General features: G+C 72.4%; 11 protein-coding genes. 3 read left to right on the top strand and 8 right to left on the bottom strand.

What is annotated here, in order from left to right:
• Positions 1-8: 8 nt before the first annotated feature.
• Complete coding sequence (locus A3Q37_RS03865; protein WP_065477498.1) at positions 9-1,616, bottom strand: AMP-binding protein; 1,608 nt, start codon at positions 1,614-1,616, stop codon at positions 9-11.
• Positions 1,613-3,289 (bottom strand): AMP-binding protein, encoded by a 1,677-nt coding sequence (locus A3Q37_RS03870; RefSeq protein ID WP_065477502.1) that lies wholly within the window; start codon positions 3,287-3,289, stop codon positions 1,613-1,615. The genes A3Q37_RS03865 and A3Q37_RS03870 overlap by 4 nt, the downstream gene beginning before the upstream one ends.
• A 129-nt stretch (positions 3,290-3,418) precedes the next feature.
• Here A3Q37_RS03870 and A3Q37_RS03875 point away from each other — a divergent pair, with 129 nt between their 5' ends.
• Positions 3,419-4,261: a response regulator transcription factor gene (locus A3Q37_RS03875; protein WP_065477505.1), complete on the top strand. Its 843-nt coding sequence runs from the start codon at positions 3,419-3,421 to the stop codon at positions 4,259-4,261.
• Positions 4,262-4,290: 29 nt separating this feature from the next.
• On the opposite strand, the gene A3Q37_RS03880 is transcribed toward A3Q37_RS03875, so the two are convergent.
• On the bottom strand, positions 4,291-5,427 hold the full coding sequence (locus tag A3Q37_RS03880; RefSeq protein ID WP_065477507.1) for a winged helix DNA-binding domain-containing protein: 1,137 nt from the start codon (positions 5,425-5,427) through the stop codon (positions 4,291-4,293).
• 121 nt (positions 5,428-5,548) lie between these two features.
• Between A3Q37_RS03880 and A3Q37_RS03885 the strand changes: the two genes are divergently transcribed.
• Complete coding sequence (locus A3Q37_RS03885) at positions 5,549-6,427, top strand: DMT family transporter (RefSeq protein ID WP_255311726.1); 879 nt, start codon at positions 5,549-5,551, stop codon at positions 6,425-6,427.
• A 10-nt stretch (positions 6,428-6,437) separates the two neighbouring features.
• On the opposite strand, the gene A3Q37_RS03890 is transcribed toward A3Q37_RS03885, so the two are convergent.
• Both A3Q37_RS03890 and A3Q37_RS03895 read right to left on the bottom strand, forming a co-directional pair.
• Positions 6,438-7,490, bottom strand: coding sequence for a glutathione S-transferase family protein (locus A3Q37_RS03890; RefSeq protein ID WP_065477512.1), 1,053 nt, complete (start codon positions 7,488-7,490; stop codon positions 6,438-6,440).
• Between the two features lie 41 nt (positions 7,491-7,531).
• Positions 7,532-8,986: an MFS transporter gene (locus tag A3Q37_RS03895; RefSeq protein WP_065477514.1), complete on the bottom strand. Its 1,455-nt coding sequence runs from the start codon at positions 8,984-8,986 to the stop codon at positions 7,532-7,534.
• A gap of 234 nt (positions 8,987-9,220) precedes the next feature.
• Between A3Q37_RS03895 and A3Q37_RS03900 the strand changes: the two genes are divergently transcribed.
• Positions 9,221-10,300: a glycoside hydrolase family 5 protein gene (locus A3Q37_RS03900; protein ID WP_065477516.1), complete on the top strand. Its 1,080-nt coding sequence runs from the start codon at positions 9,221-9,223 to the stop codon at positions 10,298-10,300.
• Positions 10,301-10,328: 28 nt separating this feature from the next.
• On the opposite strand, the gene A3Q37_RS03905 is transcribed toward A3Q37_RS03900, so the two are convergent.
• From A3Q37_RS03905 to A3Q37_RS03915, 3 genes are read right to left on the bottom strand one after another with little or no spacing between them, the layout of a single operon-like run.
• Positions 10,329-11,363, bottom strand: coding sequence for an aldo/keto reductase (locus tag A3Q37_RS03905; protein ID WP_065477518.1), 1,035 nt, complete (start codon positions 11,361-11,363; stop codon positions 10,329-10,331).
• Positions 11,360-15,199 (bottom strand): ABC transporter ATP-binding protein, encoded by a 3,840-nt coding sequence (locus A3Q37_RS03910; protein ID WP_218064543.1) that lies wholly within the window; start codon positions 15,197-15,199, stop codon positions 11,360-11,362. Before A3Q37_RS03910 ends, A3Q37_RS03905 begins: the two co-directional genes overlap by 4 nt.
• Positions 15,196-16,572 carry an LLM class flavin-dependent oxidoreductase gene (locus A3Q37_RS03915; protein ID WP_065477520.1) on the bottom strand — a complete coding sequence of 459 codons (1,377 nt, stop codon included), beginning with the start codon at positions 16,570-16,572 and terminating at the stop codon, positions 15,196-15,198. The genes A3Q37_RS03910 and A3Q37_RS03915 overlap by 4 nt, the downstream gene beginning before the upstream one ends.
• Between the last annotated feature and the right edge of the window lie 146 nt (positions 16,573-16,718).

Raw genomic sequence — 16,718 nt, forward strand, 5'->3', positions numbered from 1 at the left:
CGTCCCGCTCAGTCCGCGTACGTCTCGCGCAGCTCGATCTTGCGGACCTTCCCGCTGACCGTCATCGGGAAGGTCTCCAGGATCCGCAGCCTGCGCGGGATCTTGTAGTGCGCGAGCCGCTCCCGGCAGTGCTCGGTGAGCTCCTCCAGGGTGGGCGGGTCGGCCGGGTCCCGGGGGATGACGCAGGCCAGGATCTCCTCGCCGTACCGCTCGTCCGGGACTCCGACCACCTGGACGTCGGCGATCTTCGGGTGGCCGTGCAGGAACTCCTCGATCTCCCGTGGGTACACGTTCTCGCCGCCCCGGATGATCATGTCCTTGATCCGGCCGACGACCTGGACGTAACCGTCCTCGCCCATCACCGCGAGGTCCCCCGTGTGCATCCACCGCCCCGCGTCGATCACCTCGGCGGTGCGGTCGGGCTGGTCCCAGTAGCCGAGCATCACGCTGTAGCCCCGGGTGCGCAGTTCGCCCGAGCTGCCGCGCGGCAGGGTGACGCCGGTGACCGGGTCGACGACCTTGACCTCGATGTGCGGCAGCACGCGGCCCACCGTGCCGGTGCGGCGCTCCAGGTCGTCGTCGCGGCGGGTCTGGGTGGAGACGGGTGACGTCTCCGTCATCCCGTAACAGATGGACACCTCGGCCATGTGCATCTCGGCGACGACCCGCTTCATCACCTCCGCCGGGCAGGGGGACCCGGCCATGATCCCGGTGCGCAGCGAGGAGAGGTCGTACGCGGCGAAGTCCGGCAGGTTCAGTTCGGCGATGAACATCGTGGGCACCCCGTACAACGAGGTGCAGCGCTCCTGCTGGACGGCGGCGAGCACGGTGGCGGGTTCGAAGGACGGGCCGGGGATCACGATGCAGGCGCCGTGCGAGGTGCAGGCGAAGTTGCCCATCACCATGCCGAAGCAGTGGTAGAAGGGCACCGGGAGGCAGACCCTGTCCGCCTCGGTGTAGGCGATCGTCTCCCCCACGAAATAGCCGTTGTTGAGGATGTTGTGGTGGGAGAGCGTCGCCCCCTTGGGGAAGCCGGTGGTGCCCGAGGTGTACTGGATGTTGATCGGGTCGTCGCAGGACAGCTCCGCCTCGCGGGCGGCCAGTTGTTCGCGTGTGACGGCGGGGGCGGCTGCCGTCAGCTCCGCCCAGGACGGGTCGCCGATGTAGTGGACGGCCCGCAGGTCGGGGCAGTTGCCGCGGACCTCGTCGACGAGGGCTCGGTAGTCGCTGGTTCGGTGCGCGAGCGAGGCGATCAGCAGGGAGATGCCGGCCTGCTTCAGGACGAACTCCACCTCGTGGGCGCGGTAGGCCGGGTTGACGGTGACCATGACGGCCCCGATCCGGGCGGTGGCGTACTGGACGAGCACCCACTCGGGGCAGTTGACCGCCCAGATGCCGACCCGGTCGCCCTTCGCCACCCCCGACGCCATCAGAGCCCGGGCCAGCTCGTCGACGTCCGCGACGAATTCCGTGTACGTCCAGCGGCGGCCCGAGGCCACATCGACCAGGGCCTCGCGGTCGCCGTGCGCGGCGGCCGTCCGGTCGAGGTTGCGGCCGATGGTGTCGCCGAGCAGCGCGGTGTCGCCCACGCCATGTGCGTACGAAAGCAGGCTCACTTCAGGTCTCCCTCGTCGAACTCGGCGCCGGTGCCGAGTGCGGTGCGTTCACGGAGCTCGATGCGGCGGATCTTGCCCGAGACGGTCTTGGGCAGTTCCGCGAACTCCAGCCTGCGGATGCGTTTGTACGGGGCGAGGACCGCCCGGGAGTGCGCGAAGAGGACCTTCGCGGTGTCCGGTCCCGGCTCCCAGCCGTCCGCGAGGACGACGTACGCCTTCGGGACGGCGAGGCGCAGCGGGTCGGGGGCGGGCACGACGGCGGCCTCGGCGACCGCTTCGTGTTCCAGCAGGGCGCTCTCCAGCTCGAACGGCGAGATCTTGTAGTCGGAGGCCTTGAACACGTCGTCGGCGCGGCCGACATAGGTGATGTAGCCGTCCTCGTCGCGGGCGCCGATGTCCCCGGTGCGGTAGTAGCCGCCCGCCATCGCCTCGGCCGTGCGGTCGGGGTCGCCGTGGTAGCCGGTCATCAGGCCGACGGGACGGTCGGACAGATCGAGGGAGATCTCGCCCTCGGCCGCCCCGGGCTGTCCGGTCACCGGGTCGAGGAGTTCGACGGTGAAGCCGGGGCTCGGGCGGCCCATGGAGCCGGTCTTGAGGGGCTGGCCGGGGCTGTTGGCGACCTGGACGGCGGTCTCGGTCTGTCCGAAGCCGTCCCGGATGGTGACGCCCCACGCCCGCCGGACCGTCTCGATGACTTCCGGGTTCAACGGCTCACCGGCCGCGACGACCTCACGCGGCGGGGTCGTCAACTGGCCCAGGTCCGCCTGGATGAGCATCCGCCAGACCGTGGGCGGGGCGCAGAAGCTGGTGATGCCCGAGCGGTCCATCTCGGCCATCAGCCGGCCCGCGTCGAAGCGGGTGTAGTTGAAGATGAAGACGGTGGCCTCGGCGGTCCACGGGGCGAAGAGGTTGGACCAGGCGTGCTTGGCCCAGCCGGGCGAGGAGATGTTCAGGTGTACGTCGCCGGGCTTGAGGCCGATCCAGTACATCGTCGCCAAGTGGCCCACGGGATAGGACACATGGGTGTGCTCGACCAGCTTGGGGCTGGCGGTGGTGCCCGAGGTGAAGTAGAGCATCAGCGGTTCGTCCGCGTCCGTCTCCCGGCCGGGGGTGAACGCGGCGGGCGCCTCGGCCGCCTCCGCGTACGGCCGCCAGCCCGGCACCTCCTCGCCGACCGCGATGCGCGTGTAGTCGCCGGGGACCTCGTCGAACTTCGCGGTGTCCGCGTCCCGCACCAGCACATGGCGCACCCGGCCGCGCTCCACCCGGTCGCGCAGATCGGCGGGGCCGAGCAGCGGCGTGGCGGGGATGACGACGGCGCGCAGCTTCATCGCGGCGAGCGCGGTCTCCCACAGCTCGACCTGGTTGCCGAGCATCACGAGGATGCGGTCGCCCTCCCGTACGCCCTGTGCCTTCAGCCAGTTGGCGGTCCGGGCGGAGCGCTCCGCCATCGCGGCGAAGGACACCTCGGTGCGCCGGCCGTCCTCCTCCACGATGTGCAGGGCGGTGCGGTCGTTGTTCTCGGCGATGACGTCGAACCAGTCCAGCGCCCAGTTGAAGTGGTCCGCCCGCGGCCAGCGGAAACCGGCGTACGCCCGCTCGTAGTCCTCGCGGTGCTCCAGCAGGAAGTCCCGGGCGGCCCGGAACGTCTCGGTCGCGCTGGTTGCCGACATGTGCCCTCCTCATTACGGACCGGTCGCCTAACATCATGTAAACAGTGACCCAGGTCTCACCACCCCCGGACGGGGGTGGTCCGCTCCCCCGCCCGGGGGTTGCGCGGGCCGGGGCGGAGGGGCGTCGGAGTGCCGGAAGCGGTCGATGCGGTGGAGATGCAGGCAGCGCTGTCGAGGCTGCGCCGCACGAGCGGGCTTCCCGTGGTGTTCGGCGGTCTGCTGTCGGACGCGCGGCACGCCCGGATCGCCGAGCTGAGCGGGGCGCAGACCAGCGCCCTGCGAGGTCTCGTCATCTCCGCCGGGAGCGGCCTGGGCGGCAAGGCGATCGCACTGTCCCGGCCCTGCGCGGTGACGGACTACGCCACGTCCCGCCACATCAGCCATGAGTACGACGCGGCGGTGGCGGCGGAGGGCCTGCGGTCGGTCGTCGCGGTCCCCGTCGTCGTCCGGCGGGCGGTGCGGGGCGTGCTGTACGGGGCGCTGCGTACGCCGGTCACGCTCGGCGACCGGACGTTCGACGCGGTGGTGGCGGCGGCCCGTGATGTGGAGCAGTCGCTCGCGGTACGGGACTCGACACGGCAGTTGCTGGCGGCGGGCCGGGAGCGGGTGAGCGATCCGGACGCGGTCCCCGGTGGCTGGGAGGACGTACGGGAGGCCCATCGCGAACTGCGCGCCCTGGTGCCGAAGGTCGTGGACCCGGCCCTGCGCGAAGAGCTGCTCGACGTCTGCGGGCGGCTCGCCTCGGCGTCGGGGGCCAGGGCGTCCACGGCCCGGGAGATCCGTCTCGCCCCGCGCGAGGTGGACGTGGTGGCGTGTGTGGCGGCGGGCGCGACGAACGCGGCGGCGGCCGAGCGGCTGGGGCTGCGGCCCGAGACGGTGAAGGGGTATCTGCGGTCCGCGATGCGGAAGTTGGGGGCGCACACCCGGCTGGAGGCGGTGGTGGCGGCCCGCCGGGCGGGGCTGCTGCCCTGACCTGACCTGCGGGCCGCTGCCCGGTCCGTTCAGTCGCTGAAGTCCACGAACGTACCGAACCGGATGTCGTGGTCCGTCGCGTCCGTCATCACCGTCAGCATCCCGGCCGCCTCCTCGGCGATCTCCGTCCGCTGCGCCCGGGTCGGTTTCCGCAGCGGCTGGACGGTCAGGACCGCCGTCCCGCCCTCGCGGTCGACGCGCCAGAGGGCGTCGAGGAAGCCGTCGACGAGGACGCTGCCGTACGTCTGGTTGCCCTTCCCATTGCGTCCCTTGTTGACCTCGGGGATGACGCGGGTGCGGTCGGCGTGGCCGAGCAGGACGTTGTCGAACTCGGGCAGGAAACGCGGCGGGGCCGGGGTGTCCGGGTCGGGGCGTGGGGCGTCCGGGAGGTCGAACAGCTCGACGCCCCGCTCGTCGCGGAAGGTGCGCAGCCCGGGCCGCAGCCGTTCGAAGACCTCCTTGGTACGGGTGAGGCCCGCCCACGACTGGAAGTCCATCACCGAGGCGGGCCCGAACGCGCCCAGGTAGCGCAGCACAGTCGCGTCGAGCCCGGGCGCGGGTTCGGCGGACCGGCCGAGCCAGTGCTCCAGGGTAGTCAGGGCGACCTGTCCGCTGCGGCCCCACAGTCCGCGCGGGGTGACCTGGACCATCGGCAGCAGACAGCGGGCGGCGACGGAGAGCGCGAGGGGGTCGGCGTCCGGCCAGTGGGTGAGCAGTTCCTCGCGCAACTCCCCCAGCGGGCGCGGGCGCTCCTCGACGAACTCCTCGGTCACCGCCGCGAGCCGGTCCAGGTCCACGCCTTCCAGCCCGCGCCGGAAAGACTTCAGCTCCCGGTCGCGCGGTGCCCGCACCAGCGGGACCAGGATGAGCGCGTCGTCCGCCGTATGGGTGTGGAGGGTGGAGCGCAGGGAGACGGTCCGCACGGCCTCCCGGGACTCCATCAGGGCGGACAGCTCCATGGGGTCGAACTCCGCGAGCCGGGCGTGCAGCTGGAAGTACGGCGGCTTGGTGTTCTGCGCCTGGAGCCCGACGAGGTGGGTGACCGCGTCCTTCGCGGACATCGGTGACCGGCGCAGCAGAAGCTGACGGTCCAGGGTCGCGCGGTTCAGCGCCCGGGTGGAGAGGACGGCGGGCGGTGCGGCGGTGCGGTGCGTCTTCGCGGCCATGGTCCGCACGCTACCGGGGCTTGCGGTCGGATCCGGTCCGCAAGTAGCGGGGTTACGCGCCTTACGCCCACCGGACCTCCGCGCCGCGCGCCCCGGGCGGGCCGCGGCCATGATGGGCCGGGTGATCAGTGTCCTGTTCGCCGTCCTGACCGCCCTCAGCAACGGTTCCGCCTCGGTGCTCCAGCGCCGGGCGGCGATGGAGGTGCCCGACAGCGACGCGATGCGGCTGTCGCTGATGACCCGTCTGGTGCGCCAGAAGGTGTGGCTGGCGGGGATCGGTCTGGTGATCGTGGCGGCGGTCTGCCAGGCGACCGCGCTGGCCACCGGGCCGATCGCGGTGGTCCAGCCGATCTTCGTGATCGAGCTGCCGCTGACCCTGCTGGTCGCCGGTCTGGTGATGCGGGTGCGGGCGGACGCGGCCGTCTGGTCCGGGGTCTCGGCGGTCACGGCGGGCCTGGCGCTCGGCATGGCGGCGGCCGCCCCGGTCGAGGGCAGCGACACGGTGGAGAACCTCGCCTGGATTCCGGCGCTGCTGGTGACCGGGGTGTTCGAGGCGGGGCTGATCCTCGCCGCGCTCCGCCTCCGGGGCAACCCCCGGGCGGCGCTGCTGGGTCTGGCCGCCGCCTGCGGATACGCGCTGACGGCCGCGCTGATGAAGGACGCGATGGCGAACCTGGACGACGGCGGGGTGGTCGCGCTGCTGGCGTCCTGGCAGCTGTACGCCACGGCGGCGGCCGGGGTGGGCGCGCTGTTCCTGCTCCAGAACGCGCTACAGGCGGGCAGTCTGGTGGCGGTTCAGCCGATGCTGACGCTGGGGGACGCGCTGATCAGCATCCTGTTCGGGGTGACGCTGTTCGACGAGGAGCTGCGGACCGGGTGGTGGCTGCTGCCCGAGCTGGTCGCGCTGGCCCTGATCGCCACGGGGTGCGTGCGCCTGGCCCGTACGCCGCTGGCCAGGGGCACGCTCGCGCCACCGCCTCCGCCGCCGCGCGTGCGGTGACCGGGCCGACTCAGCCGGCGTCCGGCGGGGTGACCCGTTCGCCCTCCGGCACGGGCCCCGGGGGTGTGCCGTCGCCGAAGGGGCGGCCGCCGAGCTGTTCGCGGTGGTGCGGAGTGGTCCAGCCGGAGAGGTCCGGGCCGGCGGGGACGATGCCGGTCGGGTTGATGCCCGTGTGCACCTGGTAGTAGTGCCGCTTGATGTGGTCGAAGTCGACGGTGTCGCCGAATCCGGGCGTCTGGTAGAGGTCGCGGGCGTACGCCCACAGGACGGGGTCCTCGGTCAGCTTGTTCCGGTTGCACTTGAAGTGGCCGTGGTAGACGGGGTCGAAGCGGACCAGAGTGGTGAAGAGGCGGATGTCGGCCTCGGTGACGGTGTCGCCGACGAGGTAGCGACGGTCGGCGAGGCGGGCGGAGACCTGGTCCAGGCGGGCGAAGAGGGCCTCGTACGCCTCCTCGTACTCCTGCTGCGAGCTGGCGAAACCGGCCCGGTAGACGCCGTTGTTGATGTCCCGGTAGATGCCCTCCATGACCTCGTCGATCTCCGCGCGCAGCGGTTCGGGGTAGAGGTCGGGGGCGCCGGGGCGGTGCAGGGCGGTCCACTCGGTGGCGAGGTCGAGAGTGATCCGCTGGTAGTCGTTGGTGACGAGCTGTCCGCTCGGTACGTCCACGATCGCGGGCACGCTGACACCGCCGGGGTAGTCGCGCTCCCGGGCGTCGTAGGCCTCGCTCAGATAGCGGATGCCGAGGACGGGGTCCTTGCCGTCCGGGTCGAGGGTGAAGCGCCAGCTGCGGTCGTCCTGGATCGGGTCGGCGACGGCGAGGGAGAGGGCGTCCTCCAGGCCGAGGAGCCGCCGGGAGACCAGGGCGCGGCTCGCCCAGGGGCAGGCCCGGCTGACGACGAGCCGGTAGCGGCCCGCCTCGACGGGCCAGCCGTCCCGGCCGTCCGCGGTGATCCGGTCGGGGAAGTGGCTCTTGGACCGCTTGAACGGCTTGTGACCGTAGGAGTCGTTGCCCTCGCTCCCGGCGCTGTCGTCCCCGGTGGTGTCCGTGGTCGTGTCGTTCATGCCGCGCTCCTCGATGCGTCGGTGTCCTGTCGCTCGTTACGTCATCTGCCCCGTCGGCCGGCCCCGACATCGGCCACCGCCACGATCAGGGCGGCCAGCACGAACGCGACGGAGACGATGAGCCCGTGGTCGTACGCGTCGGCCCAGCCGTCCGGGCCGACCTGGGCGAAGAACACCGCGCCGACAGCGGCGATACCGATCGCGGAGCCGACCCGCTGACCGGTCTGGAGGGTGCCCCCGGCGCTGCCCGCCCGGTGGACGGGAACCTCCGCGAGGGTCAGGGTCTGGTTCGGGGCGATGACCAGGCCGCTGCCGAGGCCGGCGAAGAGCAGCGGGGCGGCCATGGCCCAGCCCGCCCCGGTGCCGGGGACCAGGTGGACGGCGAGGGCGGTGCCCGCGAGGCCGAGCGCGACCATGGCCAGGCCCGCCACCACCAGCGGGCGGCCGAAGCGGCCGACGAGCCGGCCGCCGATGGACGCGGCGACGCCGGAGCCGAGGGCGAAGGGGGTGATGGCGAGTCCGGCGAGCAGGGCGGAGTAGCCGAGGCCGGACTGGAGGTAGAGGGTCGTGACGAAGAAGATCGAGGTGAACCCGGCGAAGTAGAGCAGGATCAGCAGACAGCCCAGCCAGTAGGAGCGCAGCCGGAACAGCGACAGGTCCAGGACCGGCTGGACGCGGCCGCCCGTGCACCGCGACTCCCAGGCCACGAACGCGGCGAGCAGAGCGGCGGCCAGGACGAGCAGCAGCCATTTCGTGTTGCCGGGCCACTGCTGGGCCTGGACGAACGGCAGCAGCAGGGCCAGTACCCCGGCGCCCAGGAGCAGCACGCCGAACGGGTCCAGGTCGCGGGGGCGGACCTGGGTGGCGGAGGGGGTGTCGGGCAGCAGCCGGTGGGCGAGCAGGAGGCAGGCGACGCCGAGCGGGAGGTTGACGTAGAAGACCCAGCGCCAGCCGTGGTCCGGTCCGGCGGCCTGGATGAGCAGTCCGCCGAGCAGCGGGCCGACGGCCGTGGAGATGCCGACGACGGTGCCGAACATGCCGAAGGCCCGGCCGCGCTCACGCCCGGAGAACATCTGCTGGATCAGGGCGGAGATCTGCGGGGAGATCAGACCGCCCGCGATGCCCTGGACCAGACGGGCGATCACCAGCCACAGGCTGGACTGGGCGGCTCCGCAGGCGGCGGAGGCCAGCGTGAACAGGGCGAGTCCGGCCATGAAGACCGCCCGGCGGCCCCGCGCGTCGCCGAGCCGTCCGGCCGGGATGAGGAAGAGGCCGAAGGCGAGGGCGTAACCGGAGAGCACCCATTGGAGGTCGGACTCCGGGGTGTTCAGGCCCTCCCGGATGGAGGGGAGGGCGACATTGACGATGGAGACGTCCAGGAGGGTCATGAAGCCCGCGACCAGGCAGACGGCGAGTGCCTGCCAACGCCGGGGGTCGGGGCCGTCCGGGGCGGCGTCGCCCCCGGCCGGCCCGGGCTGCGCCGCGCTCCGTGCCATGGTTCGCACCTTATGGGGTGTCTCCGCGTCCGGGACGGGTCCGGCCCGGCGTGTCCACGCCCGCGGCCCGGCGACACCGGCGACAGCGGGCCCCGGGAACCCAACGGGCCCTTCCGCCAAGCGCGTTAATAGGAAGGAAAGTTTCCCACCACCGTTGACGCCAATTGGAAGGAAGCTTTACTTTCAGTTCTGCCGACATGGCGCCTCCCACCCCCCTCCGAAGGGAGCACCACCATGCACCAGCGCCCCACTCCCCCCACCGGCCCCGCCGCCACGACCGGCCGCCGCAGGATGGCCCGCAAGGCCCTGCTCGCCGCGTCCGCGCTCGGAGTCGTCACCGCGCTCATGGCTCCCGTCCGCGCCGGAGCCGCCCCGGCCCCCGCCGCTCCCACCGCCGCCACCCCGCTCGCCGCCAACGGGCAGCTCTCGGTCTGCGGCCGTCAGCTCTGCAACGCCTCCGGCCAGGCGGTCGCGCTCAACGGCATGAGCACGCACGGCACCCAGTGGTACGCCCAGTGCGTCACGGACGGCTCGCTCGACGCGCTCGCCCAGGACTGGCGCGCCGACGTGCTGCGCGTCTCCACCTACGTACAGGAGGGCGGTTACGAGACGGACCCGGCCGGATTCACCGCCCGCGCGCAGAAGTTCGTCGACGCGGCGCACGCGCGCGGCATGTACGCGGTGATCGACTGGCACATGCTGACGCCGGGCGACCCGAACGCGAACCTGGACCGGGCCAAGACCTTCTTCACGGCGATGGCGAAGAAGTACAAGGACCACCCGGGGGTGCTCTACGAGATCGCCAACGAGCCCTCGGGGGTGAGCTGGTCGGCCATCAAGTCGTACGCCGAGCAGATCATCCCGGTGATCCGGGCCGAGGACCCCGACGCCGTCGTGCTGGTCGGCACGCGCGCCTGGTCGTCCTTCGGGGTGTCCGAGGGATCGAACGAGTCGGAGGTCGTGAACAACCCCGTCAACGCCTCGAACATCATGTACACCTTCCACTTCTACGCGGCTTCGCACCGCGAGGAGTACCTGAACACGCTCGACCGGGCATCCGACCGACTGCCCGTGTTCGTCACGGAGTTCGGGACGCAGAACTACGCGGGCGAGGGCGCGAACGACTTCACGATGTCGCAGCGCTACCTCGATCTGATGAAGCGCAAGAACATCTCCTGGACCAACTGGAACTACTCCGACGACCACCGCTCCGGTGCCGTCTTCAAGACCGGCACGTGCAGCGGGAGCGACTGGACGGGGACCGGGGTCCTGAAGGAGGCCGGGGTCTGGATCCGCGACCGCATCCGTCAGTGAACCCGACCCCGACCCGCTCCCCGCGCCGTCAGGCCGTACGGCGGCGCAGGGAGGCGTCGGTGAGGACCGCCGAGGTGTAACCGGCGTCGCGCGCCGACAGGTTGACGCCGGGCGGGACGATCTCGTCGATCCGGTCGAGGACGTCCCGGCTGAGCTTCACCTTGTCGGCGCCGAGCTGGCTCTCCAGCTGCTCGAAGGTGCGCGGCCCGATGATCGCCGAGGTGACGGCCGGGTGCTCCAGCACAAAGGCCAGGGCGAGTTGGACGAGCGTGAGCCCGGCCTCATCGGCGAGCACGGCGAGCGCGTCGGCGGCCTCCAGCTTGGCGGCGTTCTCCGGCGCGGCGATGTCGAACCGGGCGGCCTGGCGGTCGGCGCGGCTGGAGACCGGCTGCTCGCCGCCCTTGCGGTAGCGGCCGGTCAGCCAGCCGCCCGCGAGCGGGCTCCAGGAGAGCACGCCGAGCCCGTACCGCTGCGCCACCGGGAGCACTTCGCGTTCGATGCCCCGGGCCAGCAGCGAGTACGGCGGTTGCTCGGCGACGACGCGTTCGCGGCCCCGGCGCTCGGCGGTCCACTGACCCTCGACGATCGCGGAGGGCTCGAAGGTGGAGGTGCCGATGTAGCGGATCTTGCCCTGGTGGACCAGGTCGGAGAGCGCGCCGAGCGTCTCGTCGAAGTCGGTGTCGGGCTCGGGGCGGTGGACCTGGTAGAGGTCGATCCAGTCGGTACCGAGCCGCCGCAGGCTGTTCTCGACCTCGCGGATGATCCAACGGCGGCTGTTGCCGAACTCGTTGGGGTCGTCGCCCAGTCGTCCGTGGAACTTGGTGGCCAGCACCACGTTGTCGCGCCGGCCGCCCGCGAGCGCCTTGCCGACGATGGTCTCGGACTCGCCCTGCGAGTAGACGTCGGCGGTGTCGACGAAGTTGATGCCGGAGTCCAGGGCGTGGTGGATGATCCGGACGCTGTCGTCGTGATCGGTGTTGCCGCGCGCGCCGAACATCATGGTGCCCAGCGCGAGGGGGCTGACCTGGACGCCGGTGCGGCCGAGGTTGCGGTATTCGGTCATCTGGCACTCTCCTTGACGAGTTCATTGGTGGTGGCGGTGGAGTGGTCCTGCGGCGTCTGCCGGAAGGCCTCCCACAACTGGTGGTAGGGGCCCCGGGCCGCGAGAAGTTCGGTGTGGGTGCCGCTCTCGACGACGGTTCCGGCGTCGAGGACGACGACCCGGTCGGCGCGGGCGGCGGTGGTCAGCCGGTGGGCGACGACCACGGTCGTACGGCGACGGCACAGGGCGTCCGTCGCGGCCGCGACCCGGCGTTCGGTGGCGAGGTCGAGCGAGGCGGTGGCCTCGTCGAGCAACAGGACGTCGGGGTCGACGAGTTCGGCCCGGGCCAGGGCGAGGAGCTGGCGCTGCCCGGCGGACAGGGCCCGGCCCCGCTCCCCCACCTGGGTGAGGTAGCCGAGCCGGAGTCCGGCGATCATGTCGTGCGCGCCCACGGCCCGGGCGGCGGCCTCGACCTCGGCGTCGGTGGCGTCGGGCCGCCCGTAGGCGATGGCGTCCCGTACGGTCCCGCTGAAGAGGTACGGCTCCTGCGGGACGAGTCCCAACCGGCGCCGGAAGGCGGGCAGATCGAGGTCGCGAAGGTCGTGGCCGTCGACGCGTACGGTGCCGGTGGTCGGGTCGTAGAAGCGGGCCAGCAGTTTGACGACGGTGGACTTGCCCGCGCCGGTGGCCCCGACCAGGGCGACGGTCTCGCCGGGGGCGATGCGCAGCCGCAGCCCGTGCAGGACTTCGCGCCCGCCGCCGCCCGCGTAACCGAAGGAGACATGGTCGAACTCGACCTCGCCGCGCAACTTCCCTACCAACAGCGGTTGTTCGGCGGGCGGGGTGCCGGTGGGGGTGCGCATCAGGGAGCGGAGGCGGCCGAGGCCGATGACGGCCTGCTGGTAGCCGTCGAAGACCTGGGAGAGCTGCTGGATGGGCGAGAAGAACAGTTCCACGTAGAGGAGGAAGGCGATCAGGGTGCCCGCGCTCAGTTCGCCGGAGCGGACCTGGCCCGCGCCGACAGCCAGGACGGCGGCGGCGGACAGGGTGCCGAGGAACTCCACGAACGGGAAGAACGTGCCCATGTACCGCTGGGCGCGCAGCCGCGAGTCCCGGAATCCCCAGGCCAGTTGGGCGAAGTCGCGGGCGTTGCGCTCCTCGCGGCGGAACGCCTGGGTGACGCGGATGGCGGTGACGTTCTCCTGGAGGCAGGCGTTGACCGCGCTGACGCGTTCGCGGGCCTCGCGGTAGGCGGGGACCGAGTAGTGGCGGAAGAGGACGGTGGCACCGATCAGGACGGGGAGGGCGAGGAGCAGGACGACAGCGAGGCCCGCGTCGATGACCAGCAGGGCGACCAGCACACCGAGGACGGTGAGCAGGCTGACGACGGCGGTGATCAGCCCGGTCTGGAGGAAGTTCGACAGGGCGTCCACGTCGGTGGTCATCCGGGTCATGATCCGGCCGCCGAGCTCCCGCTCGTAGTAGTCGAGGCCGAGCCGCTGGAGCTGGGCGAAGGTCTTCACCCGCAGGGTGTAGAGCAGCCGTTCGCCGGTGCGTCCGGTGGTGCGGACCTGGGCGATCCCGATCAGCCAGTTCCCCGCGACGACCAGGCACGCGGTGGCGGCCGCCGCCAGCAGGACGCCGCCGGCCTGCCGGGCGACGCCGTGGTCCATCCCGTGGCGGACGAGGACCGGCACGGCGATCTGGGCGGCGGCGTCGAGGGCGACGAGCAGCAGCCCGAGGGCCAGCGGGAGGCGGAAGGGCCGCAGCAGGGTGCCGAGGTGGAAGGCCGGGTCGGCGGCGACGGCCTGTTCGGTGGGCACCTTCGGGTCGGCCTCGGGCAGCGGGAGGCGGGCGAGTCCGGCGATCAGCTCGGGGCTGGGCGGGGCGGAGCCGAGAACTCCGCCGCCGGGTCCGGCCCGCCCGGGTCCGGAGGTGGCGGCGGCCTCGGCGAGCGCCTGGGCGGCCCGGACGGCGGTGGACTCGTCGGTGTCGCCCTCTGCCGCCGCGTCCCGCAGCCAGAGGTCCGCGGTCACCCCGCCCGCCGGGGCCTGCGCCACGGGTTCGGATGCGGTGGGCTCGGCGGTGGACAGCAGCGTACGGAACAGGGCGGAGCGGGACCGGAGTTCGTCCAGGGTGCCGATGTCGGCGACGCGTCCGCCGTCCAGGACGGCGATCCGGTCGGCGAGCTCCAGGGTGGAGCGGCGGTGCGCCACGATCAGCGTCGTCCGGCGGCGGGTCTCCGTGTGGAGCCCGGCGTGGATCTCTGCCTCGACGCGGGCGTCGATGGCGGAGGTGGCGTCGTCGAGGATGAGGATCGCCGGGTCGCCGACCAGGGCGCGGGCGAGCGCGATGCGCTGGCGCTGGCCGCCGGAGAGGGTCAGCCCCTGTTCGCCGACGACGGTGTCGTACCCCTGCGGGAGCCGTTCGATGAACGCGTCGGCGCGGGCGGTCCGGGCGGCGGCGCGGATCTGCTCGTCGGTGGCGTCCGGCGCCCCGTAGGCGATGTTGGCGCGCACGGTGTCGGAGACGAGCAGGCTCTCCTCGAAGACGTAGCCGATCCGGGAGCGCAGGGAGGCGAGGGAGAGCTGCCGTACGTCGGTGCCGTCGACGGCGACCGTCCCGGAGGGTACGTCGTAGAACCGGGGCAGCAGGGCGGCGGCGGTCGACTTCCCGGATCCGGCGGCGCCGATCAGGGCGAGGGTCTCGCCGGGCCGGACATCGAGCGTGAAGCCGTCGAGCAGCGGCGGTCCGTCGCCGTGCCGGAACGTGACGTCCTGCCAGGAGAGTGCGGGCGGCCGGTCGGGCAGGTCGCGGGCGGCCGGGGCGTCGGTGATGACGGGGGCCTCGTCGACGACCTCCAGGACGCGTTCGGCTCCGGCGCGGGCCTGCTGCCAGACGGTGAGGAGGGTGGCGACCTGGCGTACGGGGGTGACGAAGGAGCCGAGGTAGGTGGTGAAGGCGAGGAACGTGCCGAGCGAGATCCGGCCGTGCAGGGCCATCCAGCCGCCGAGGGCGAGGACGGCGACCTGACCGAGGGCGGGGACGGCCTGGAGCGCCGGGTTGTAGCGGCCGGTGAAGCGGACGACACGGAGCCGGGAGGCGAAGAGGCCGCGGGCGCGTTCCTCCAGGCCGGCCAGTTCGCGGCCCTCCTGGCCGAAGCCCTTGACGACGCGGACGCCGGTGACGGTCGCCTCGACGGTGGAGGCGACCTCGGCGGCCTCCTGCTGGGCGTGCCAGTTGGCGGGGAAGAGGTCGCGGCGGCTGCGCAGGGCGATCAGGTAGAGCAGGGGGCCGACGACGAGGGCGACGACGGTCAGCAGGGGCGAGAGCAGCGCCATGAAGACCAGCGAGCACAGGAACATCAGGGCGTTGCCGGTGAGGTTCGGCAGGAACTGCAACAGGGTCTGGACGAGCGTGATGTCGGAGATGGACCGGCTCACCACCTGCCCGGTGCGCAGGCCGTCCTGCTGGGCGCCGCCGAGCCGCAGGAGTGCGGCGAAGGCGTCGTTGCGCAGGTCGTACTGGACGCCGAGGGAGAGCCGCCCGGAGCGGTAGCGGCGGGTGAAGCTCGCGCCGAAGCGGACGGCCCCGAGGGCGGCGAGCAGGGCGATCCAGGGGGTGAGGGAGGCGGTGGTGCCGTCCGCCACCCCGTCCACGACATGGCGCAGGACGAGGGGCAGGGTGGCGGTGGCCAGGGCGGCGAAGAGCGCGGCGCCGAAGGCGAGGAGGAGGTCGGTGCGGTGGCGGAGGCAGTAGGCGAGCAGCCGCCGGGCCCAGCCGGGGGCGGGGGTCGGGGCGGTGCCGCCGCTCTGCGGCAGAGTGGCGGCACCGCTGCGCGTCGTACAGTCGGTCACCGGGCGCCCGCCGTGACCGGGCCGGCCGGGGCGGTGGCCGTGTCGAAGAGCTGGTTGGCGGGGCGCGGCAGGCCGTAGTGCTCGCGCAGGGTGGAGCCGGTGTACTCGGTGCGGAACAGGCCGCGCTCCTGGAGGATCGGGACGACCCGGTCGACGAAGACCTCCAGGCCCGAGGGGAGCACGGCGGGCATGATGTTGAAGCCGTCGGCGGCCCCGCTGTCGTACCAGTGCTCGATGGTGTCGGCGACCTGGACGGCAGTGCCCGCGAAGGTGCGGTGGCCGCGTCCGCCGCCGAGCCGCCCGATGAGTTGACGTACGGTCAGTTTCTCGCGGCGGGCCAGCTCCACGATGAGGGTGTAGCGGCTCTTGGCTCCCTCGATCTCGTCCTCGGTGGGGATGTCCTCGGGGAGTTCGGCGTCCAGGTCCAGATCCTCGGGGGCGATCTTGAGGCGCAGGGCGAGCTGCCGCTTGGCGTACTCGGGGACGATGAGCCGGTCCAACTCGGCGTCCAGTTCTCGGGCTTCGGCCTCGGTGTCGCCGATGACGGGGACGATGCCGGGCAGGATCTTGATGGTGTCGGGGTCGCGGCCGAGCGCCACGGAACGCGCCTTGACGTCCTTGTAGAAGGCGATGCCCTCCTCCAGGGTCTGCTGGGCGGTGAAGACGGCTTCGGCGTAGCGGGCGGCGAAGTCCTTGCCGTCCTCGCTGGATCCGGCCTGCACGAGCAGCGGGTAACCCTGCGGCGGGCGCTGGACGTTGAGGGGTCCGTCGACGCGGAAGAACTCGCCCCGGTGGTCGATGGCCCGGACCCGGTCGGCGAGCGCGTGGACGCCCTTCTCCTTGTCGGCGACGACGGCGTCGTCCGCCCAGCTGTCCCAGAGCTTGGTGGAGACCTCGACGAACTCGGCGGCGCGGCGGTAGCGCTCGCGGTGCAGCGGGGTGTCGTCCAGGCCGAAGTTGCGGGCGGCGTCGGCCCCGGCGGTGGTGACGATGTTCCAGCCGGCCCGGCCGCCGGAGACATGGTCGAGGGAGGCGAACCTGCGGGCCAGGTTGTAGGGCTCGTTGTAGCTGGTGGAGGCGGTGGCGATGAGCCCGATGTGCTCGGTGGCCCCGGCGAGCGCGGTGAGCAGGACGGTGGGCTCCAGCTTGGCGGCGGGGCGGCGGCCGGGGTCGCCCATCAGGACCGGGCTGTCGGCGAGGAACAGGGAGTCGAGGCGCCCGCGTTCGGCGATCCGGGCGAGGTTCTTGTAGTGCGCGATGTCGGAGCCGGCCTCGGCGGGACTCTCGGGGAGCCGCCAGGACGCCTCGTGGTGTCCGGTGGACATGAGGAAGGCGTTGAGGTGGAGCTGCTTGCGGGTCTTGGCTGCGGGCATGGGTGTCTCCAGGCAGGGGCGGGTGGAGGTTTCTGGGGGCGTACGGGGTGGGGACCGCGCGTCAGGCGGGCGCAGGCCGGGTTCCGGGGGCGTACGGGGGTGAGGACCCGCGTCAGGCGGGCGCGGGCGGGGTTCCCGGGGCGTAC

This window comes from Streptomyces sp. PTY087I2 (genome assembly GCF_001687325.1).
Taxonomy (GTDB): Bacteria; Actinomycetota; Actinomycetes; order Streptomycetales; family Streptomycetaceae; genus Streptomyces.